Source organism: Bacillus sp. FMQ74, assembly GCF_001875785.1.
Classification (GTDB): domain Bacteria; phylum Bacillota; class Bacilli; order Bacillales; family Bacillaceae; genus Bacillus; species Bacillus stercoris.
Map to the genome: position 1 here is coordinate 172,630 of NZ_MOEO01000004.1, position 19,255 is coordinate 191,884.

A 19,255-nucleotide genomic window follows, 5' to 3' on the forward strand; every position below is an offset into this window, starting at 1 on the left:
AACGATTTGTCACCAGCACAAAGAAGAATTTTACTGTATATCCTTTCATTTATCTTTGTCATCGGCGCAGTCGTCTATTTTGTCAAAAGCGATTATCTGTTTACGCTGATTTTCATTGCCATTGCCATTCTGTTCGGGATGCGCGCGCGGAAGGCTGACTCGCGATGAGCATTTTGGATATACACGATGTATCCGTTTGGTATGAACGGGACAACGTCATCTTAGAACAAGTGGATTTACATTTAGAAAAAGGCGCCGTTTACGGGCTGCTTGGGGTAAACGGCGCCGGAAAAACGACACTGATTAATACACTGACAGGCGTGAACCGCAATTTCAGCGGGCGCTTTACGCTGTGCGGAATTGAAGCGGAGGCCGGCATGCCCCAGAAAACATCAGATCAGCTGAAGATTCACCGTTACTTCGCCGCCGATTATCCGCTGCTGTTTACAGAAATTACGGCGAAGGACTATGTGTCTTTCGTCCATTCGCTTTACCAAAAGGATTTTTCAGAGCAGCAGTTTGCCAGTTTGGCCGAGGCCTTTCATTTTTCAAAATACATCAACAGGAGAATTTCAGAGCTGTCCTTGGGGAACAGGCAAAAGGTTGTGTTGATGACAGGCTTATTGCTGCGCGCTCCCCTGTTTATTTTGGATGAGCCGCTCGTCGGTTTGGATGTGGAATCGATAGAGGTCTTTTATCAGAAAATGCGCGAGTACTGCGAGGCAGGCGGAACCATTTTGTTTTCTTCTCATCTGCTCGATGTCGTGCAAAGATTTTGTGATTATGCGGCCATTCTTCACAACAAACAGATCCAAAAGGTCATTCCAATTGGAGAGGAGACCGATCTGCGGCGGGAATTTTTCGAGGTGATCGGCCATGAATAACATAATCCCTATCATGTCTTTGCTGTTCAAACAGCTTTACAGCCGGCAAGGGAAAAAGGACGCCATACGCATTGCCGCAGGCCTTGTCATTCTGGCCGTGTTTGAAATCGGGCTGATCCGCCAGGCCGGCATTGATGAATCGGTGTTGCGCAAAACGTATATCATACTCGCGCTTCTTTTAATGAACGCATATATGGTGTTTCTTTCTGTGACATCTCAATGGAAGGAATCTTATATGAAACTGAGCTGCCTGCTGCCGATTTCTTCACGGAGCTTTTGGCTTGCTCAGAGTGTCGTTTTGTTTGTCGATACCTGTTTGAGAAGAACTTTATTCTTTTTTATTTTACCGCTGTTCTTATTTGGAAACGGAACGCTGTCAGGGGCGCAAACATTGTTTTGGCTCGGCAGGTTTTCGTTTTTTACCGTTTACTCCATTATTTTCGGAGTTGTGCTAAGCAACCACTTCGTCAAAAAGAAGAACTGGATGTTTCTGCTGCATGCGGTGATATTCGCCTGTGTATGTCTCAGCGCTGCTTTGATGCCGGCCGCCACGCTTCCGCTTTGCGCGGTTCATATGCTGTGGGCGGTGATCATTGACTTTCCTGTCTTTCTGCAGGCGCCTCCGCAGCAGAGCAAGATGCATTCATTTATGCGGCGATCTGAATTTTCGTTTTACAAAAGAGAATGGAACCGATTTATCTCTTCTAAAGCGATGCTGTTAAATTACGCGGTGATGGCGGCGTTCAGCGGATTCTTTTCGTTCCAGATGATGAACACCGGCATCTTCAATCAGCAAGTGATTTATATCGTGATTTCCGCGCTTTTGCTCATCTGCTCGCCGATCGCCCTTTTGTACTCGATTGAAAAAAACGACCGGATGCTGCTTATCACGCTTCCGATCAAGCGGAAAACGATGTTTTGGGCGAAATATCGTTTTTATGCCGGCCTATTGGCAGGCGGATTTCTCCTTGTCGCTATCATTGTGGGTTTCATCAGCGGCCGTCCGATTTCAGCTCTCACTTTTATGCAGTGTATGGAATTGCTGCTGGCGGGAGCGTTTATCAGGTTAACCGCGGATGAAAAAAGGCCGTCCTTCAGCTGGCAGACGGAGCAGCAGCTATGGAGCGGTTTCTCAAAATATCGGTCTTATCTGTTTTGTCTCCCCCTATTCTTAGCCACATTAGCCGGCACCGCTGTCTCCTTGGCAGTCGTTCCGATAGCCGGTCTGATCATAGTCTATTACCTGCAAAAACAGGATGGTGGTTTCTTTGATACAAGCAAGAGAGAACGGCTTGGAAGTTAACCTGCTGAAGACTCATCAATTTTCAACTATATCAATCGCCGCGAGCTTTCTGAAACCGATCGAAGGCGCGGCGGAACCGGAGGAAGAAACAATTTATTTTTACGGCGCCGCTGCATACCTGAAGGAGCAAATCATTGACGCTTTCGGTTATGCTGCCGGCAGCCGTTTCATGTACTCGGCGAATCTCTTTTTTGATCAGCAGCTGAAAACCTGCGGAACCCGTTTGATTCACCCAATGTATAACGGGAATCTTCATGTTGACGCCCTAATGAAAACTTTTGCAGACATGTCTTTCCCTTCTTCCCTTTCACCCGAAGCCGTTGAAAAAGCACGGAATGAGCTGCTGCTGAAAATCGAAAAGAAATTCGCTGATCCCTTCTCCTACTCGGCAGCACGCTTGGCTGAGGAGGTCTTCGGAAACCCGATGTACGGCACAGGCATGTTTGGCCGGAAAGACAGGATAAAGGCGATTCATCCTAAACGGTTTCTTGACGCAACGGACTTTATCGTTGATTTAGTATCCCAGCAAAAACAGCTGAACATATTGGGACAAGTACAAGCATGTGATGTTCTTGGACATGCCCCGCGAACCTCCGCCGTGACGGCCGGAAGAATACCCGTGAACCGGCATGTTTTTGAAACAGAGACACGCAGCGCTGCAGGTTCTTCCGTCTTGACACTCGGATTTGATTGCGAAGAAATGAAAGATGCCAGCGATTATATCAAAATCCAGCTGATAGACGGATTACTTGGAAAGTACGGCCATTCCGCTTTATTCAAGCACTTCCGAGAGAAGGATCTGGCAGTCTATCACGCCATCACCCGTTACGATGTCATGAACAATTTGCTGCTTGTTTCAATATGTACGGATCAGCTTCATGAGAAGGACATTCCTCCGCGCGTTTTGGAAGCTGTTTCAGCTTTTCAAACGAATGAGCGGGAACTGGAACAGGCAAAACAATTTTTACGGAATGAAATGCTGCTGCAATTCGATTCTCCAGAAGGTCTATTGGCCTATATGGGGATCCTGCGCCGCTTCTCCTGCACGAAAGAAGCCTTGCTGGGTGGCATCTCAGCGGTTACATGCCGCGATGTATTGCAATTCATAGCGACTATCAATTATATCGGAGCTCATGTAGTAAGGGGATGAAGAGATGGAAAAGAAAGCCTTTTTTCAACAGCTGGATGAACAAATCGATATCAGATACACAGACAGCGGACTGAAAATATTCAGATTGAAATTCCCCCGCGCCCACCTGCGGCTGTGCAATGTGAAAATCGATTTTGGAAGCCGGGATGTATGTATACGGGCAGAATCCGATGATACACTGCTTCCGTATGGCACAGCGCATTTTTTAGAGCATCTTCTCTTCTGGCATAACGGCCGCAATCTGTACAGTGATTTTTTTGCGCATGGCGCGCTTTTAAACGCATTCACTACCTACACCGATACCAATTTCATGTTTACCTCATTACCGGATCGGCTCAGACAAACGATCCCCATCCTGCTTGATGCTTTATGGAACCACTCATTTGACAAAAAGATTGTCGCTCAGGAAAAAGCTGTGATTACAAGCGAAATTCAAACAGCACACCTTAACCACCAGCTCTCATATCATTATCAGCTGATCAGCATGCTTTCTCCCACCTCACCTGCTGCCGTTTTCCCCGCAGGCAGAATCGAGGATATTGAGGCGCTGGACATCGGTGATTTACAAAAAGCCTATAAGGCTGCCTACCAAGCACAACGGATGACGCTGTTTTTGATTGGGGGTTCAGAAGATACGGAAATGCTTTTACCTTCTCACCTTCAGCTGCAAAAGCGTCCGCATTATCAAGCTGAAAAGAAAATCATCCCGGCATGCCCTCCACCCCTTTCACAAAAAATGGTGCTGGGTGATGAGGAGCGGATGGAAGATACATGGACCGGACTGCAGATCGGCGCACTTCCCGGGCAAAACGATCTGTTGACGGTAAAGCTTTATTGGGATATCGCGTCTCGTATTCTATTTCAATTAGATTCACCGTTTTTTCAAGAGATTCAGCAAACGTACCGCCTGGAAATTGATCGCTTGTCAGCCGAGACACATATATATGAGGATGGCGGTTTCTTGATCCTTCACAGTCAAGGGACCCATTCTTCAGCTTATATTGATGTCGCATCATACTATGTCACGCAGCAGAAAGAACAGGTTGCGTCCTGGCTTCAATACGGCAAGGACTCTTTGACGGACGCGATCATTTATGACAGTGATTATGTGCGTAAATGCTTCGAATGGGCTGCCGAGTGTGACAGGAGCGATTGCTCGTTTCTTGACATGTACCACATCATTCAAGATATGGATACGCAGATTTTCTTGTCTCTCATTGATGCATTGGCATCTTCTAACAAAGCGATCATTCATGTTTCCCAGAAAGAGGCGATCAAACAATGAGAAAAAGCACTGTCTTTACCTTGTTATTGCTGCTTATCGGTATGGCGGCTTATTCCTTTGGCTGGGTTCAGGCCGCCGCCGAATCCGCCGCCCAATATGTACAGATGATCAACAGTGATGCCGTGCGGCTCGGACTGCTGGCTTGTGCCGCCGCCATCCTGATGCTGCCTGCTTTTCTCTATCTTCACTATGTCACCCAATCCGTGAAAAACATGACAGCAGCCTTTCAGAAACTCACACAGTCTCATCAAAGCTGCTGTGACTTTCAGCAACACAACTTGTGCAGCCGCTATGCAGATGACGTCAAATCGCTGCGTGACAGCTATAAAAACGTCCGTCAAACATACGTAATGGCTGCCGTGTTGTGCCAAGTCGTCATATTCGGCTGCATGTTCGAAATCGTTAAAGCCGTTCCTTTCCGCCTGGACACGCCCCCTGCCGTTTCAATGGGACTTGCGCTGTTACTGATCTTGTATTTATTGTTTTGCATGCGAACGTATTTGCGGCAGCTTTTGCAGCACGGCAGCCTGTTCAGAAAAGTGCTTGCGGGAGCGCTGGCAGCAGCCGGGATATGGTGGATGCTCAGTTTCACTATAAGTGAACTGCTGTTTCTGATTATCCTGGCTGCCATCCAGCAAATCGGATCATTTATTTATAAACGATTCTCTTATCGCAGCACCGCTTCTCTTGATCTATAAAATCGCTACATCGCAATCGCAGACGGACCCGCGCCAACCGGAATCACCGTCACAGCTGTATAATCACTTGTGCGGTACACGGTCACGGCATTGTCGTTGGGCTGTGCCGCATAGATATACTGTTTGTCCGGCGTTACGGCAAGGTCAAAGGCGCCGGGCAGAGACACGTTTGCAATTATCCTCTGTCTAGCCGTATTAACTACGTATAAGTTATTAACGAGAAACGGTTCACTATATGGCTCTAGAAAATAAGCTCTATTGCTATCGAGAGAAAATACAATCGTCCTCAGAGTTTCAAATAAACGGTTGAAGTCCCCTCCCCTGCTTAATGGTGACAAACTGATCTCCGTTACACCTTTCGGCCACAGCTCACCATTCAACACGTACGCAAAGTTTCCAGCGTAAGGAGTTGCAATTAAACTGGGAAATTCAAATGTATCTATGATACTTTCTACCAACTGCCCAGTATTTACATCATATTTATCAACCGACCAACTGCTTCCATTAGCGGTATAGACATACTGTCCATTCGGATCAAGAGCAAAGTCTAAAGCGCCGGGTGTCGCGATTACGTCAATTACTGATTGATTGGCCGTGTTAATCATATATATAGATCCGGCTGCCATCACGTACGCGAACTCATCTGTTTGATCAAATTCGATCTTTCTCGGCCCTCCCCCAACAGTAATGGTATTTATGATACTCAATGTTTTATTATCAATCACTGAGACAAGGTTGGTATTCCCATGGAGGACATATGTGAATGCTTTATCGAAAGTAACGCCTAGATTAGTCGGCACGTCAGAAAAAGGGATTGTTTTTACAACCGTGTTTAAATCTGCATCAATAACCGAAACCGTGCTGTCTCCAGTATTGGCAGTAAATACATACGATTGAGGGTCTGGTGATGGCGGTAAAACAAGTGTCCCGGTCACCGTAAGCGGACTGCCGTAGAAAGGCGGTACAATGAGAAGGTCTTCCACTGTTATTTGACTGAAATCAGGACAGCGGCCAGACTGTGCTGCATAATAAACAACTTGATCAATCTCTTCAGTATGAATCACAGAAACCGCCCCATTGCCTTGTCCATATTGATTTCGCACAGGCGACACACTGACAAGAAGCGTAATGGTCCCTTGTACTCTCACAGCATATCGAACACCGATATCTTCTGTTTCCGGCCCAGTCTTGATTAAGCAAGGCTCACTGACACAGGACAAATTGTCTGTACTCCATGTAACAGCCGCTGACGCTTCGGCCGAATCAACCTTAAAGCCCTCAGGGATATCTATAGGCACTTGAAACGGCGCTTCCCGACCGATTTCCTCATCACAAAAACAGAAACAATTTTCCTGTAAAGCAGAAAGATCATTCTTTTTCATGAATTCACGTCCTTTTAAAAATGCACAACATGCAGCGGTTAAATCGTAATAGGCCCCGGTGAAACCCCAAGAGATATCACAGTTTCCACAGAATAGCCATCCGTGTTGTAAACAGTGATGTTCTGCTCTAAAAAATGAGTTGCATACAGAAATTCGCCATTCGGGGTAAACGCAAAGTCTCTTGCCGATTGCGGAAGATTTCCTATAACGCCTGCACCATTCGGACTGACAGAATATAAATTGCCGGTAAAGTCGTCATATAAATACACACCTGTTCCGCTCGTAAACATTCTATATTGGCCGTCAGGCTCCAGTTCTTGGGTATTGCTGATCGTAAACGTATTTAAGTCAATAACCGTCAAATAATTGAATAAGAATTCTTGTTCTAAGACATACGCATACCGCTCCGGAGAATCTGTTTCTATGGATGATACGATAAGCTCTCGTTCAATCGTTCCTGTGACTTCACCGGTGGATAGGTCCACTTTTTGAACTAAACCAAAATTAAGAACATAGGCGAATAACCCATTGGGATCAATTGCAAAATCAAACCCTTCCACAGGAATCGACCTATCCACAGTTAACGCATCAATTCCAATCACATAAATCGCAGTATCGCCGAGAACATAAGCAAACTCATGATTAGGGATAAATTTGATCGCTTGTGGCGGCTGATCCAGCAGTATGGATGCTGTCACCGTTAATGTGTCATAATCAATGACAGAAATCACATTATTGTTAAAATGCAAGACAAACACAGCGCTTTTATCCGGGGTTATTTCAATACCTGTCGGCCGGTACGGTAGAGCAATCGTAGTCACAACAGTATGAGTGTTTGTATCAATCACAGAAACTGATTGATCATTTGGATTCCCTGTAAACGCATAAACAGGCTCCGGCTCAGGAACAAGCACAATCGTCCCCGTCACCGACAAAGGACTGCCGTAAAAGGGCGGAACAACAACAAGGTTTTCGATCGTGATGTCACTGATATCCGGGCAATCTTCCGGTTCATCGGAATAATAGACGACTTGATCGATCTCTGCATTGTGAATGACGGAAACAGCCCCATCCCCTTGTCCATATTGATTTCGCACAGGTGAGACACTGACAAGAAGCGTAACGGTTCCCTGCAGGCGCACTGCAAATTGAACACCGACCTCATCAGGCTCAGGCCCCGTTTGAATTAAGCATCGTTCACTGACACAGGAAAGGCTGTCTGCATTCCACGTGACACTTGCAACAGCTTCAGCCGGATCAACGACAAACCCTTCAGGTAATTCAATCGGTGCTTGAAACATGGCCTCGCGGCTTGCTTCTTCCTCACAAAAACATAAGCACGGTTCTTGTGCTGCTCCTGCTTTTTCTTTAAAGGAAAGCTTGTTTTTTCTCATTCCTTCACTCCCTTTTCAGACATACACTGCTCACGCAGATACAACAGAATATGGAAGTGTAGCATGTTTGCTTGTACACATTACCGGGGATAAAAGCTTCTTTTTGAAAATATCTCCAAACATGCGGGGTAACGAAAGAAAAAATTGCGGTTTTTTTGCGCTTCTCACAAGAATGTTGATGATAAAATATGACATATATAGAATTATGAAGGGAGGGATTTACAAACGTGACAGGTGTCATATCTTCTTCTTCCATCGGAGAAAAGATTAACGAATGGTATATGTACATACGCCGATTCAGCATACCCGATGCAGAATATTTGCGACGAGAAATCAAGCAAGAGCTGGATCAAATGGAAGAAGACCAAGACCTTCATTTGTACTACTCACTGATGGAGTTTCGGCACAACCTGATGCTTGAGTACCTTGAACCGTTAGAAAAAATGAGGATTGAGGAACAGCCGAGACTGTCTGATCTGCTGCTTGAGATTGATAAAAAACAGGCTCGTTTAACTGGAGTCCTTGATTATTACTTTAATTTCTTCAGGGGCATGTATGAACTGGACCAGCGGGAATATCTGTCGGCTATTAAATTTTTCAAGAAGGCCGAAAGCAAGCTGATATTTGTTAAGGATCGGATAGAGAAAGCTGAGTTTTTCTTTAAGATGTCTGAAGTTTACTATTACATGAAACAAACTTATGTATCAATGGATTACGCTAGACAAGCGTATGAAATTTACACAGCGCAGGCTTCATATGACATAAGGCTTACTCAGTGCCACTCCTTGTTCGGGGCAAATTTCTTAGATTTAAAACAATATGATCAAGCAATATCTCATTTCAAAAAAGCCTTTTCGATGGCTGAGGCTGAACAACAGCCTCAATTAATGGGAAGAACTTTATATAATGTTGCACTTTGTCATAATAACCAAAAAGACTTTCAAAATGCCGTAGATCACTTGGTAAGAGCTATAACTGTATTTGAGAATGCAGAAATCATAAATTCCCTTCCTCAGCCATACTTCTTGATTACACAAATATATTTTAATTTAGGTAATCTGGAAAAAGCAGAAGAATATTATAATAAGGGATTAACCCATTCTCTGAAAGCTGAGGATACTGTTTATCTCCACAAGTTTGAATTTTTAAAATCTTTACACTTATCTGGGCCAAATGATGAACAAATTAATAAATGTTTTCTTTTCCTTGAAAGTAAATTGATGTACGCTGATATGGAGGATTTAGCCCTTGATGCAGCTAAATACTACTATAGGTTAGAGGATTTTAAAAAAGCCTCAGCTTATTTTTTGAAGGTTGAAGATATCAGACAGCACATTCAAGGGGGAGTGAATTTGTATGAAATTGAAGTATAAGTTACTAATCGCTTGTTTGACAATAAGTGCTGCAACATTGTTTTTGAATGAGGTAACATACATCTTTATAAACGATATTGAAATTGCTGAACGAGCCATGATATAAAATAAAAAAACCGCCGTCCATCGGCGGTTTTTTTGTCCCCTCTTTACCCATGCCTCCCAATCCATCCCTATGATTCTTTCAATAATCTTGAAGAGGGTGGCCATGCAGCATGTCTCTGGAAAGTGTGAGAACCCACTTTAAACAGTGGAATCGACAAAATGATGTGATGGAGTTTGAAACGTCGAGTGCGACAGTTGAACAGCAGCTGAGACGATTGGCGTGAGCCCGGGTAGAATCGCCAAGACCCTGTCCTTCAGAGGGGAAGGAGATCAGGCGATTCTGATTGTGGCAGCCGGCGATGCCAAGATCGACAACAAAACGTTCAGGCAAACATTTGGCTTTAAAGCAAAAATGCTCTCTCCTAATGAGGTACTGGAGCAGACAGGCCATGAAATTGGAGGAGTTTGCCCGTTTGGATTGGCTCATGATCTTGAGGTTTATCTTGATGTATCGCTGAAACGGTTTGAGACTGTTTTCCCCGCATGCGGCAGCAGAAACTCCGCTATTGAATTAACACCGGAAGAATTATCCGAATTTTCTTTCCCAAAAGCGTGGATTGATGTTTGCAAAGACTGGGAATAAAAAACATCCAGACATCGTCTGGATGTTTACTTATTTCACAAACCCAAGCAGCATCTCACGGATGATTTTGCTGGCTGTGTTTGCCGTTTGCTCTGAGTGGTCATACACCGGTGCGACTTCCACTAAATCAGCACCCTTTACGTTTACCTCTGAACGCGCGATTTCATGGACGGATGCAAGCAGTTCTTTAGACGTGATGCCGCCGGCGTCAACCGTTCCTGTTCCTGGTGCGTGGGCAGGGTCCAATACGTCAATGTCGATTGTGACATAAACCGGACGGCCCGCTAGCTTCGGAAGCACTTCTTTTAACGGTTCAAGCACTTCAAATTTTGAGATGTGCATGCCGTTTTCCTTCGCCCATTCAAACTCTTCCTTCATGCCGGAACGAATTCCGAATGAATATACATTTTGTGGTCCGATTAATTCTGCCGCTTTGCGGATCGGCGTAGAGTGAGAAAGCGGTTCTCCCTCATAATCAACGCGAAGATCTGTATGCGCGTCAAAATGGATAATCGCAAGGTCTGGATATTTCTTGTGCATCGCTTTAATGACGGGCCATGACACGAGATGCTCCCCGCCCATGCCCATTGGGAATTTCCCTTTTTCCAGGATGCTGTCCACGTATTCCTCAATCATATCAAGGCTTCTCTGCGGATTTCCGAACGGCAGCGGAATGTCGCCGGCGTCAAAGAAGTTCAGGTCGGCCAGGTCACGGTCTAAATACGGGCTGTATTCTTCAAGGCCGATTGACACCTCGCGAATTCTGTTCGGGCCAAAGCGTGAGCCCGGGCGATAGCTGACCGTCCAGTCCATCGGCATGCCGTAAAGGATGGCGTCCGCCCCTTCCCACTCTGGACGGCTCGCGATAAATACTTTTCCTGAATAAGCTTCATCAAATCTCATCTATAATACCCTCGCTTTCCTGTAAAAAAGCGCAAGATTCGCTCCTGCGCCATACCTTCATTATTTAATCAGGTCACTCACAAATTTCGGCAGAACAAATGCCGCTTTATGAATATCTTTTGTGTAATATTTCGTCTCAATATCGAAGAAACGGCTGTCTTCCACTGCAAGCGGATCATATTTTTTCGAGCCAATTGTAAATGTCCACAAACCGCTTGGATATGTCGGAATGTTCGCCGTATACAGCTTCGTAATCGGGAAAATTTCCTTCACGTCGCGCTGTACATTTGTGATTAATTCCGGTGTAAACCATGGGTTGTCCGTCTGTGCGACAAAAATGCCGTCTTCTTTCAGCGCTTTAGCGATTCCTGCGTAGAATCCTTTTGTAAACAGGTTTACAGCCGGTCCGACTGGTTCAGTTGAATCTACCATGATGACGTCGTATTGATTTTCAGATTTTGCAATGTGCATAAATCCGTCATCTACCTGCACGTCAACGCGCGGATCATCCAGTTTGCCTGCGATAGAAGGAAGGAACTTTTTAGAGTATTCGATCACCTTGCCATCAATATCTACAAGTGTCGCTTTTTTCACGCTTGGGTGCTTCAGGATTTCTCTGATAACGCCGCCGTCACCGCCGCCGACTACAAGAACGTGCTCCGGATTTGGGTGCGTAAATAATGGCACATGCGCCACCATTTCGTGATAAACGAATTCGTCTTTTTCAGATGTCATCACCATGCCGTCCAAAAACAGCATGTTGCCGAACTCTTCTGTTTCCACCATTTCTAAATGCTGAAACTCCGTTTGTTCTGTATGTAACGTTTTGTTAACCTTCATCGTAATGCCAAAGTTTTTCGTCTGCTTCTCTGTGTACCAAAGTTCGCTCAATTGTCATCTCCCTTTCGAGGCTGTATTCATTTATTGTAAGCGTCTAATCAGCTTTTATTCTCGGTTGAAATCTCATTTTCACCTAAGGAAAAAGTATAGAGGATGGCGGGGAAAAAGTAAAGATGCGTCCTGTTCTGCGATGTTTAAAAACGATCTTTTTTTCTCATAATAGTAGAAACATAAAAAAAGGGGGGAACCCGTTGTGGATGCAATGACAAATAAACGGCTGAGACTGACGCTCAAAACCGTTCGCGCCTTTATCTTTTTAGGGGCTTTTGCGGCCTTGGCGGCAGCTGCCGTGTTTATGACTGTCATTTTAATAGCCAAATACCAGGGCGCTCCCTCGGTGCAAGTGCCGCAATCCACGATTTTGTATGCGAGTGACGGCTCAAAGCTCGGGGAAACGAACTACGGCGAAAAGCGCTATTGGGTCCCCTTAAAGGACATGAATCCGACGATCGTAAAAGCGACAGTGGCGATTGAAGACCAGAATTTCTACGATCATCACGGCTTTGATTATAAACGCATGGCAGGCGCGGCGCTTGCTGATCTGAAAGCATTTGCCAAGGTTCAGGGTGCAAGCACCATCACCCAGCAATACGCGAGAAACTTATACCTTGAACACGACAAAACGTGGAAACGGAAATGGAATGAGGCGTTCTACACGATCCGTCTGGAACAAAACTATTCTAAGGACGAGATATTAGAAGGCTATTTAAATACGATTTACTACGGCCACGGCGCCTACGGCATTGAAGCCGCTTCCCGCCTGTATTTCGGCAAACATGCTAAAAACCTGACGGATGCTGAAGCGGCGCTTTTGGCAGGAATCCCGAAAGGCCCTTCCGGCTATTCACCGTATGTCAATGAGACGAAAGCCAAGGAACGCCAGAAAACGATTGTGCGGATGATGGAAAAGCAGCAGATGATCAGCCAAAAGAAAGCGGATGAACTGATCAAGGAACCTCTTTCCTATCAGCCTTTGAACAAACAAGTTTCCAAGAGAAAGGCCCCTTATTTCTATGACAATGCGATGAGAGAGCTGGAGAAAAAGCTCGGCATGACACGGGAGCAAATTGAAACAAGCGGGTTAAACGTCTATACAACGGTGGATAAACGGATGCAGCGCATCGCCGAGGAGACCATTACTAAAACGGTTAACGCGGGCTCTGACATTCAAGTCGGGTTTTCAGCCATTGATCCCCGCACCGGAAACGTTCTCGCCCTTGTCGGCGGCAGGGATTATCAAAAAAGCCCGTTTGACAGAACGACACAGGCAAAGCGCCAGCCGGCTTCGACGATCAAGCCATTGCTGTACTATAAAGCGATTCAAAGCGGATTTACGCCAGTCACTTTGATGAAAAGCGAAGAAACCGAGTTTCAAATTGATGCAAAGGGAGAAACCTATTCTCCAAGCAACTATAACGGATACTACGCAAACAAGCCGATTACGCTTCTGCAGGCGCTGGCGCTTTCAGACAATATTTACGCTGTGAAAACGCATCTTTTTCTCGGCACGAACAAACTCGTAAAGGCCGCAAAGGAATTCGGCATTACCGCCCATCTTCAAGCACTGCCGTCCCTGGCACTCGGCACCGAACCCGTGCGCCCGATTGAGATGGTCAACGCCTATGCCATGCTCGCAAACGGCGGAAAGAAAATCGAACCGACTTTTATTTCAAGGGTAACGGACGCAGCCGGCCACGTGCTGTACGAAAACCCGAGTAAGCATAAACAAGTGCTTGATGAAAAAGCCGCTTTTGTCACAGCGAGTATGATGACAGGCATGTTTGATACCGATTTAAATGGATATACGTCGGTTACAGGACGAACGATAGCCAACCGCCTGACAAGAACGTATGCCGGAAAATCAGGAACCACCAGCGCAGACAGCTGGATGATCGGCTTCAATCCGAAGCTGGCCGCGGGTGTTTGGACCGGCTATGACAAAAACAGCACCATCGACTCGGTCGAAGAAAAAAGCTATGCTAAAACCATTTGGGCGGACTTCATGGAGGACGCGCTCAAAGGCGAACCGGAAACCGCGTTCAAGCCGCCAAAAGGCGTAACCGGTGTGTACATTGATCCGGAAACAGGCTACTCATCCGGTCCCGGCTGCGCCGCTAAGCATTACACATATTTTGTGAAAGGCACAGAACCATCAAACGTGTGTTACGGGGCAGAACCCGCTAAACAAACAAAAGACCGGCTTCCAGCCAAAGAAAAGCCCGCTTCCGAGAAAAAATGGTGGGACAAATGGCTGGGGCGACATCATTGAAAATAACCCGGCTTCTCGGAGGCCGGGTTATTCGTATGGTTCCTTCATAATCGATGGAAGAATGTTAGATAATCGAGCTGAACAATCAGTTTTGGGATAAAGTGGTGAATTTCTCATTTCTCCGACGCCGCTTTATCTCCCAGCCGCCGACTCGAATGGTTTCGTACATTATATCCCCCTAAAAATGAAAAACCCCGAGTCTTGTTTCGGCTCGGGATTTTCCATGTCCTATTTCTGTATCACCAGTTTACTCAATGTTTACGAAAAATATCTCAAATATTCTAAAAGTTCACAGAAAATTCACAAATTAATTGTCTTCCGGAAGCAGGCTCGTTTTTAACTCATCTGAGGAACGGTCCCATAGGCCCTGATCATGCTTTTTCAGAAATTCGCCTAGTACACGCTTCGAGCTGTCGTCCATTTTATCAACGATGATTTTCCGTTTCATGGATTTATCCATCAAATTCACATGCTCCGGCAGCGACTTGTAGCCTCTTCTAATGCTTCTGTCGACCGTCATTTCACAGGCTGTCACACCAGCGTAATAAGGCCCCTCTTCTTTTCTGTCAATCGTTACCCACACAAGCCAGTATGGTTTTCCATTTGGAACTTCTTCTTTATTCGGGAGAAATTTAATTCCTTTTTCGACGGTGCTGCGGGCATGCATGGCGCCGATGTCTACGAACGCTTCTTTTTCCTCTACATCAACGAATACGGGAGAAATGTTATCAAGGCTGAGTGCCCCTACGCCAAAACCGCCGTGTCCGTCTGTCGGATCACTTTTGATAATATTAAACCCGATTGATTTTTTCTTTTTTTCTTCCATGAAGTTCTACCTCCTACAAAAGCGGTTGAAATATCGCTGAAAACAGCTTTAAAATCGAATCTCTTCCTGCATTGAGCATCGGCCACAGCACGTAAGATCCGAGCGGTGTCACAAACAGCACCAAAAACACGATAAAGCCGTAGCTCTCCGCTTGCGTCATTTTGGCACGCACGCCCGGCGGAACGAGATCTTCTATAATTCGATAGCCATCGAGCGGAGGAAGCGGCAGCAGATTAAATAAAAACAAGACAAGATTCAGCTGTATCCAAATAGAAAAAAACTGATCCAATCCCGTGCTGAATGCCGCAAGCATTTCCATTCCGTACGCATGCATCAACACTAACAAAAAGAAACCGATAAAGGCAAGAATCAGGTTGCTGACAGGCCCGGCTATAGATACGAGCACACCGGCAAGCCGGGGTTTCTTAAAGAAGCGGCGATTAACAGGAATGGGACGCGCCCATCCAAAGCCGGCCACCAAAATCAAAATGGTACCGAACGGATCAAGGTGCTTAATAGGATTCAGCGTCAGTCTTCCTTGTTTTTTTGCCGTATCGTCACCAAATTTGTATGCGACATAAGCATGGGCAAGCTCATGCATCGTAAACGACACAATTAGCGTGATGACGAGGTATGGCATTAAAGATAACGGATAATATAAAAAACGGTCCAAGTGAGATATCCCTCTTTCTCAAAATGCAAGAATTTACTTTATTCAGTATACTATAAGAAGCCTCTTTTTCTAAAGAGAGGAAACGAGATAAAGGAGGATTCAGCACCCATGCCATACGTAACTGTCAAAATGCTCGAAGGCCGTACAGACGAGCAAAAACGCAATCTTGTCGAGAAAGTAACAGAAGCCGTGAAGGAAACAACCGGCGCTTCTGAAGAAAAAATTGTTGTCTTTATAGAAGAAATGAGAAAAGACCATTATGCCGTTGCAGGCAAACGCCTGAGCGATATGGAATAATCTCTATAAAGCCGGCGCTTCGCGCACCGGCTTTTTCTACCTCTATTGAGCCAGCTTCGCAATAATCGCCAAGAACGTCTTCTTCTCTTCGGCTGTTAAACGTTCAAACATCCCGTCAATCAGCTGCTGGCGGTTTTCGATCATTTGTTCAGCCGCTCCCCGGCCCGATTCAGAAAGTGTAATCCATACAGTGCGGCGGTCATTGTTATTTCTGGATCTCTCAATAAACCCTTCCTGCTCTAAATGATTCAGAGCTGTGGTCGTGGCAGAGGGAGACAGTGTGACCTCCTTCAAAATATCCTTTATGGTGCAGCTCCCATGTCTGTATATGATCCGCAGAATAAATCCTCTTACATTATTCACGTGTTTCGGAACGGTGGCTTCATCTAATTGCTTCGTGCTTTTCAAATATTTTGTCAGTGCGTGATCCAGCAAATTTGCTTCCAGTTTGTCATGGTCCATGTCAATTTCCCCATTTCGAGATGCATTCATAACATACGAACGATATGATTTACTTATTATTTTACTGATTCCGAATAGGGAAAGTCAAAAAAGCAAAATGTGAATTCAAAGCTTTTATCCTACATGCCTCGATTTTCCACCTGTTTCACAAGCTTATCTTTGAATGTCTGAAAAGAAACGTGTTCATTCTGCTGATGTCCGAATCGGCGGACGTTTACCGCATCCTCCTGCTCCTCATGATCTCCAAGCACCAGCACGTACGGGATTTTCTGCACCTGCGATTCTCTGATTTTATAGCCCAGCTTCTCATTGCGTTCATCAATGCCGGCTCTTATCCCCACCTGCTTCAGCTCTGCCTGTACCTTTCTGCAATAGTCTAAGCGAACGTGCGAAACCGGTATGATTTGAACCTGGAGCGGTGCGAGCCAAACTGGAAAAGCACCGCCGTAATGCTCGATCAAAATGCCGAAGAAGCGGTCTATCGAGCCGAAAACCGCTCTGTGGATGACAACGGGACGAACCTTTTCATTGAGTTCGTTGATATATGTTAAATCAAATTTTTCCGGCATTTGAAAATCAAGCTGAATTGTCGCGCATTGGTGGCTCCGTTTCAGGGCATCTTTTATGTGGAAATCAATTTTCGGCCCGTAAAACGCCCCATCGCCTTCATTGATCTCATAAGAGAGGCCAAGCTCCTCAAGGACGCGTGCTAAGGCACGTTCCGACGCTTCCCAAAGGCTGTCATTGCCTAATGAATCCTCCGGGCGTGTCGAAAGCTCAACTGAATACTCGAAACCAAATGTCCGATATACCTCATCAATCAGCCGAATCGCTTCTTTGATCTCACTCTCAATCTGATCCTCCCGAACGAAAATATGGGCGTCATCCTGACAGAACGTCCGAACGCGAAGCATCCCGTTTAAAGCGCCGCTGTATTCATGGCGATGCACCTGTCCGAATTCCGCCATGCGAATCGGCAGATCCCGGTAAGAATACAAGCTGTTTTTAAAGATGAGCATGTGGCCGGGACAATTCATCGGCTTCATTGCGAACCTTGTATCATCCACTTCTGAGAAGTACATATTGTCGCGATAATGATCCCAATGGCCTGACTGCTCCCATAACCGCTGATTCATCATAAACGGCGTACGCACCTCATCGTAGCCGGCTTTTGTTTGCAGCTCACGCGAGAAGCGTTCCAGCTCATTGCGGACAATCTGCCCTTTCGGCAAATAAAATGGCATCCCCGGCGCTTCTTCAGAAAACATAAACAGCCCTAATTGTTTGCCAAGCTTGCGATGGTCTCGTTTTGCCGCTTCTTCCAGCATATGCAGGTGCGCATCCAAATCTTTTTTCTTTTGAAACGCAACCCCGTACACCCGCTGCAGGACTTCATTTTTGCTGTCTCCGCGCCAATAAGCGCCTGATACTCTTGTCAGTTTGAACGCCTTGATCATTCCTGTAGAAGGAAGATGCGGCCCGCGGCACAGGTCAACGAATTCTCCTTGCTGGTACAGCGTGATATCCTCCCCGCGCGGAATATCCTTTAAAATCTCAAGCTTAAGCCGCTCGTCTTTTTGTGCAAACAGCTCTTCAGCTTCTTTGTAAGAAACCTCTATACGTTTGATTTCTAGGTTCTCATTTATAATGTGTTTCATTTCTTTTTCGATGGCCTCTAAGTCTCCTGATGCCAAGCTTTTCTCCAGCTTCATGTCATAGTAGAAGCCGTCTTCAATCACAGGCCCTACCCCCAATGACACTTCGCCGTACAGCCGTTTCACTGCTTGGGCCAGCACGTGCGCTGATGTGTGGCGAAGCACCTGCAAGCCTTCTTTTGAATCGAGTGTGACAATCGAAAGCTCAGCATCCTCCTCCAGCTTGAAACTGAGATCAACAAGCTTGCCGTTGACCTGACCTGCAGCCGCCTTCTTTTGCAGACTGGAACTGATCGAACCAGCTGCTTCCTTGATTGTGATGCCTTTCGGATATTCCTTGATCTGTCCGTCCGCAAGCTGAATGTGTACATGTTTACTCATTTTAAAACACTCCTTATTCATTGTTGTATATAAAAAAACACACCCGTCCCGCAGATAGGGACGAGTGTGTAATTAACCCGTGGTTCCACCCAAGTTCCCGACAAACGCGATGTTGTCGGCTCGGTGCTGTAACGCAGCATAGACGGCATTGGATACTTCAGTTCCCCAATGCTGCTCCAAGGCGGTAAATGATATTCCTAAGCTGGGAAGCTCTCACCTTTTCTTCCCTCTCTGAAAACCGTAACTATCATTCATGTCCTTTTCATCGCATATATTCAATTCATAAAAAAACACACCCGTCCCGCAGATAGGGACGAGTGTGTGATTAACCCGTGGTTCCACCCAAGTTCCCGACGAACACGATGCTGTCGGCTCGGTGCTGTAACGCAGCATAGACGGCATTGGATACTTCAGTTCCCCAATGCTGCTCCAAGGCGGTAAATGATACTCCTAAGCTGGGAAGCTCTCACCTTTCCTTCCCTCTCTGAAAACCGTAACTATCATTCATGTCCTTTTCATTGCATGTATTCAATTCATATAAAAAAACACACCCATCCCTCTAAAAGGGACGAATGTGTTGATCATCCGTGGTTCCACCCAAATTCCCGATCAATTACACATGGTGATCGGCTTGAAGATGCTGTAACGCAGCATGACGGTATCAGATACTTGTTTTCCCCGATACGGCTCAAAGGCGGTAAGCTGCTTTCCCTGCGTTAGGAAGATTTCAGC

At 45.8% G+C, this 19,255-nt stretch carries 17 protein-coding genes, 1 pseudogene and 3 other annotated features (1 of these 21 cut by a window edge); of the genes and pseudogenes, 10 read left to right on the forward strand and 8 right to left on the reverse strand.

The features are described from left to right. Window positions 1–6 precede the first annotated feature (6 nt). Genes albB through BLL41_RS09870 form a run of 6 tightly spaced genes read left to right on the forward strand, consistent with a single transcriptional unit; the run spans window position 7 to window position 5,320 of the window. Window positions 7–168 (forward strand): antilisterial bacteriocin subtilosin biosynthesis protein AlbB, encoded by a 162-nt coding sequence (albB, locus tag BLL41_RS09845; RefSeq protein WP_003222006.1) that lies wholly within the window; start codon window positions 7–9, stop codon window positions 166–168. Then, a complete protein-coding gene (locus tag BLL41_RS09850; RefSeq protein ID WP_015250992.1) occupies window positions 165–884 on the forward strand; it encodes an ATP-binding cassette domain-containing protein in 720 nt (239 codons plus the stop codon). Before albB ends, BLL41_RS09850 begins: the two co-directional genes overlap by 4 nt. Further along, a complete protein-coding gene (gene albD / locus BLL41_RS09855; RefSeq protein WP_071577700.1) occupies window positions 877–2,187 on the forward strand; it encodes an antilisterial bacteriocin subtilosin biosynthesis protein AlbD in 1,311 nt (436 codons plus the stop codon). The genes BLL41_RS09850 and albD overlap by 8 nt, the downstream gene beginning before the upstream one ends. After that, the gene (gene albE / locus BLL41_RS09860) at window positions 2,177–3,337 is read left to right on the forward strand and encodes an antilisterial bacteriocin subtilosin biosynthesis protein AlbE (protein ID WP_083427981.1); all 1,161 of its coding nucleotides are present in this window, start codon (window positions 2,177–2,179) and stop codon (window positions 3,335–3,337) included. The genes albD and albE overlap by 11 nt, the downstream gene beginning before the upstream one ends. 4 nt (window positions 3,338–3,341) lie before the next feature. Continuing rightward, the gene (locus tag BLL41_RS09865; protein WP_071577702.1) at window positions 3,342–4,622 is read left to right on the forward strand and encodes a M16 family metallopeptidase; all 1,281 of its coding nucleotides are present in this window, start codon (window positions 3,342–3,344) and stop codon (window positions 4,620–4,622) included. Beyond that, window positions 4,619–5,320 carry an antibiotic biosynthesis protein AlbG gene (locus BLL41_RS09870; RefSeq protein WP_071577703.1) on the forward strand — a complete coding sequence of 234 codons (702 nt, stop codon included), beginning with the start codon at window positions 4,619–4,621 and terminating at the stop codon, window positions 5,318–5,320. The genes BLL41_RS09865 and BLL41_RS09870 overlap by 4 nt, the downstream gene beginning before the upstream one ends. Before the next feature lie 5 nt (window positions 5,321–5,325). Here BLL41_RS09870 and BLL41_RS09875 read toward each other — a convergent pair whose 3' ends face one another. Beyond that, window positions 5,326–6,702, reverse strand: coding sequence for a YncE family protein (locus BLL41_RS09875; RefSeq protein WP_071577704.1), 1,377 nt, complete (start codon window positions 6,700–6,702; stop codon window positions 5,326–5,328). 38 nt (window positions 6,703–6,740) lie between these two features. Beyond that, window positions 6,741–8,096, reverse strand: coding sequence for a YncE family protein (locus BLL41_RS09880; protein ID WP_071577705.1), 1,356 nt, complete (start codon window positions 8,094–8,096; stop codon window positions 6,741–6,743). 227 nt (window positions 8,097–8,323) lie between these two features. Between BLL41_RS09880 and BLL41_RS09890 the strand changes: the two genes are divergently transcribed. Together BLL41_RS09890 and BLL41_RS09895 are read left to right on the forward strand one after the other, a co-directional pair. Then, complete coding sequence (locus tag BLL41_RS09890) at window positions 8,324–9,469, forward strand: response regulator aspartate phosphatase (protein WP_083427982.1); 1,146 nt, start codon at window positions 8,324–8,326, stop codon at window positions 9,467–9,469. Window positions 9,470–9,684: 215 nt separating this feature from the next. Beyond that, window positions 9,685–10,157: pseudogene (locus BLL41_RS09895) on the forward strand (YbaK/EbsC family protein). 30 nt (window positions 10,158–10,187) lie between these two features. On the opposite strand, the gene speB reads toward BLL41_RS09895, so the two are convergent. Together speB and speE are read right to left on the reverse strand one after the other, a co-directional pair. After that, window positions 10,188–11,060: an agmatinase gene (speB, locus tag BLL41_RS09900; protein ID WP_071577706.1), complete on the reverse strand. Its 873-nt coding sequence runs from the start codon at window positions 11,058–11,060 to the stop codon at window positions 10,188–10,190. A gap of 60 nt (window positions 11,061–11,120) precedes the next feature. Further along, window positions 11,121–11,951, reverse strand: a complete 831-nt coding sequence (gene speE, locus BLL41_RS09905; protein ID WP_003227543.1) for a spermidine synthase — start codon at window positions 11,949–11,951, stop codon at window positions 11,121–11,123. A 202-nt stretch (window positions 11,952–12,153) separates the two neighbouring features. Here speE and BLL41_RS09910 point away from each other — a divergent pair, with 202 nt between their 5' ends. Further along, complete coding sequence (locus BLL41_RS09910; RefSeq protein WP_071577707.1) at window positions 12,154–14,229, forward strand: transglycosylase domain-containing protein; 2,076 nt, start codon at window positions 12,154–12,156, stop codon at window positions 14,227–14,229. A 307-nt stretch (window positions 14,230–14,536) separates the two neighbouring features. On the opposite strand, the gene BLL41_RS09915 is transcribed toward BLL41_RS09910, so the two are convergent. Then, window positions 14,537–15,055 carry a YwhD family protein gene (locus tag BLL41_RS09915; RefSeq protein ID WP_015250981.1) on the reverse strand — a complete coding sequence of 173 codons (519 nt, stop codon included), beginning with the start codon at window positions 15,053–15,055 and terminating at the stop codon, window positions 14,537–14,539. 13 nt (window positions 15,056–15,068) lie between these two features. Continuing rightward, window positions 15,069–15,728: a site-2 protease family protein gene (locus tag BLL41_RS09920; RefSeq protein ID WP_003243167.1), complete on the reverse strand. Its 660-nt coding sequence runs from the start codon at window positions 15,726–15,728 to the stop codon at window positions 15,069–15,071. Window positions 15,729–15,836: 108 nt separating this feature from the next. Between BLL41_RS09920 and BLL41_RS09925 the strand changes: the two genes are divergently transcribed. After that, window positions 15,837–16,025 (forward strand): 2-hydroxymuconate tautomerase, encoded by a 189-nt coding sequence (locus tag BLL41_RS09925; RefSeq protein WP_003222038.1) that lies wholly within the window; start codon window positions 15,837–15,839, stop codon window positions 16,023–16,025. A 42-nt stretch (window positions 16,026–16,067) separates the two neighbouring features. Here BLL41_RS09925 and BLL41_RS09930 read toward each other — a convergent pair whose 3' ends face one another. Beyond that, window positions 16,068–16,487 carry a MarR family transcriptional regulator gene (locus tag BLL41_RS09930; RefSeq protein ID WP_003242889.1) on the reverse strand — a complete coding sequence of 140 codons (420 nt, stop codon included), beginning with the start codon at window positions 16,485–16,487 and terminating at the stop codon, window positions 16,068–16,070. A gap of 119 nt (window positions 16,488–16,606) precedes the next feature. Then, window positions 16,607–18,523 carry a threonine--tRNA ligase gene (gene thrS, locus BLL41_RS09935; RefSeq protein WP_071577708.1) on the reverse strand — a complete coding sequence of 639 codons (1,917 nt, stop codon included), beginning with the start codon at window positions 18,521–18,523 and terminating at the stop codon, window positions 16,607–16,609. A gap of 53 nt (window positions 18,524–18,576) precedes the next feature. After that, window positions 18,577–18,798: a binding site (T-box leader), on the reverse strand. A 31-nt stretch (window positions 18,799–18,829) separates the two neighbouring features. Further along, window positions 18,830–19,051: a binding site (T-box leader), on the reverse strand. Window positions 19,052–19,084: 33 nt separating this feature from the next. Then, window positions 19,085–19,255: a binding site (T-box leader), on the reverse strand; it runs 58 nt beyond the window's last position.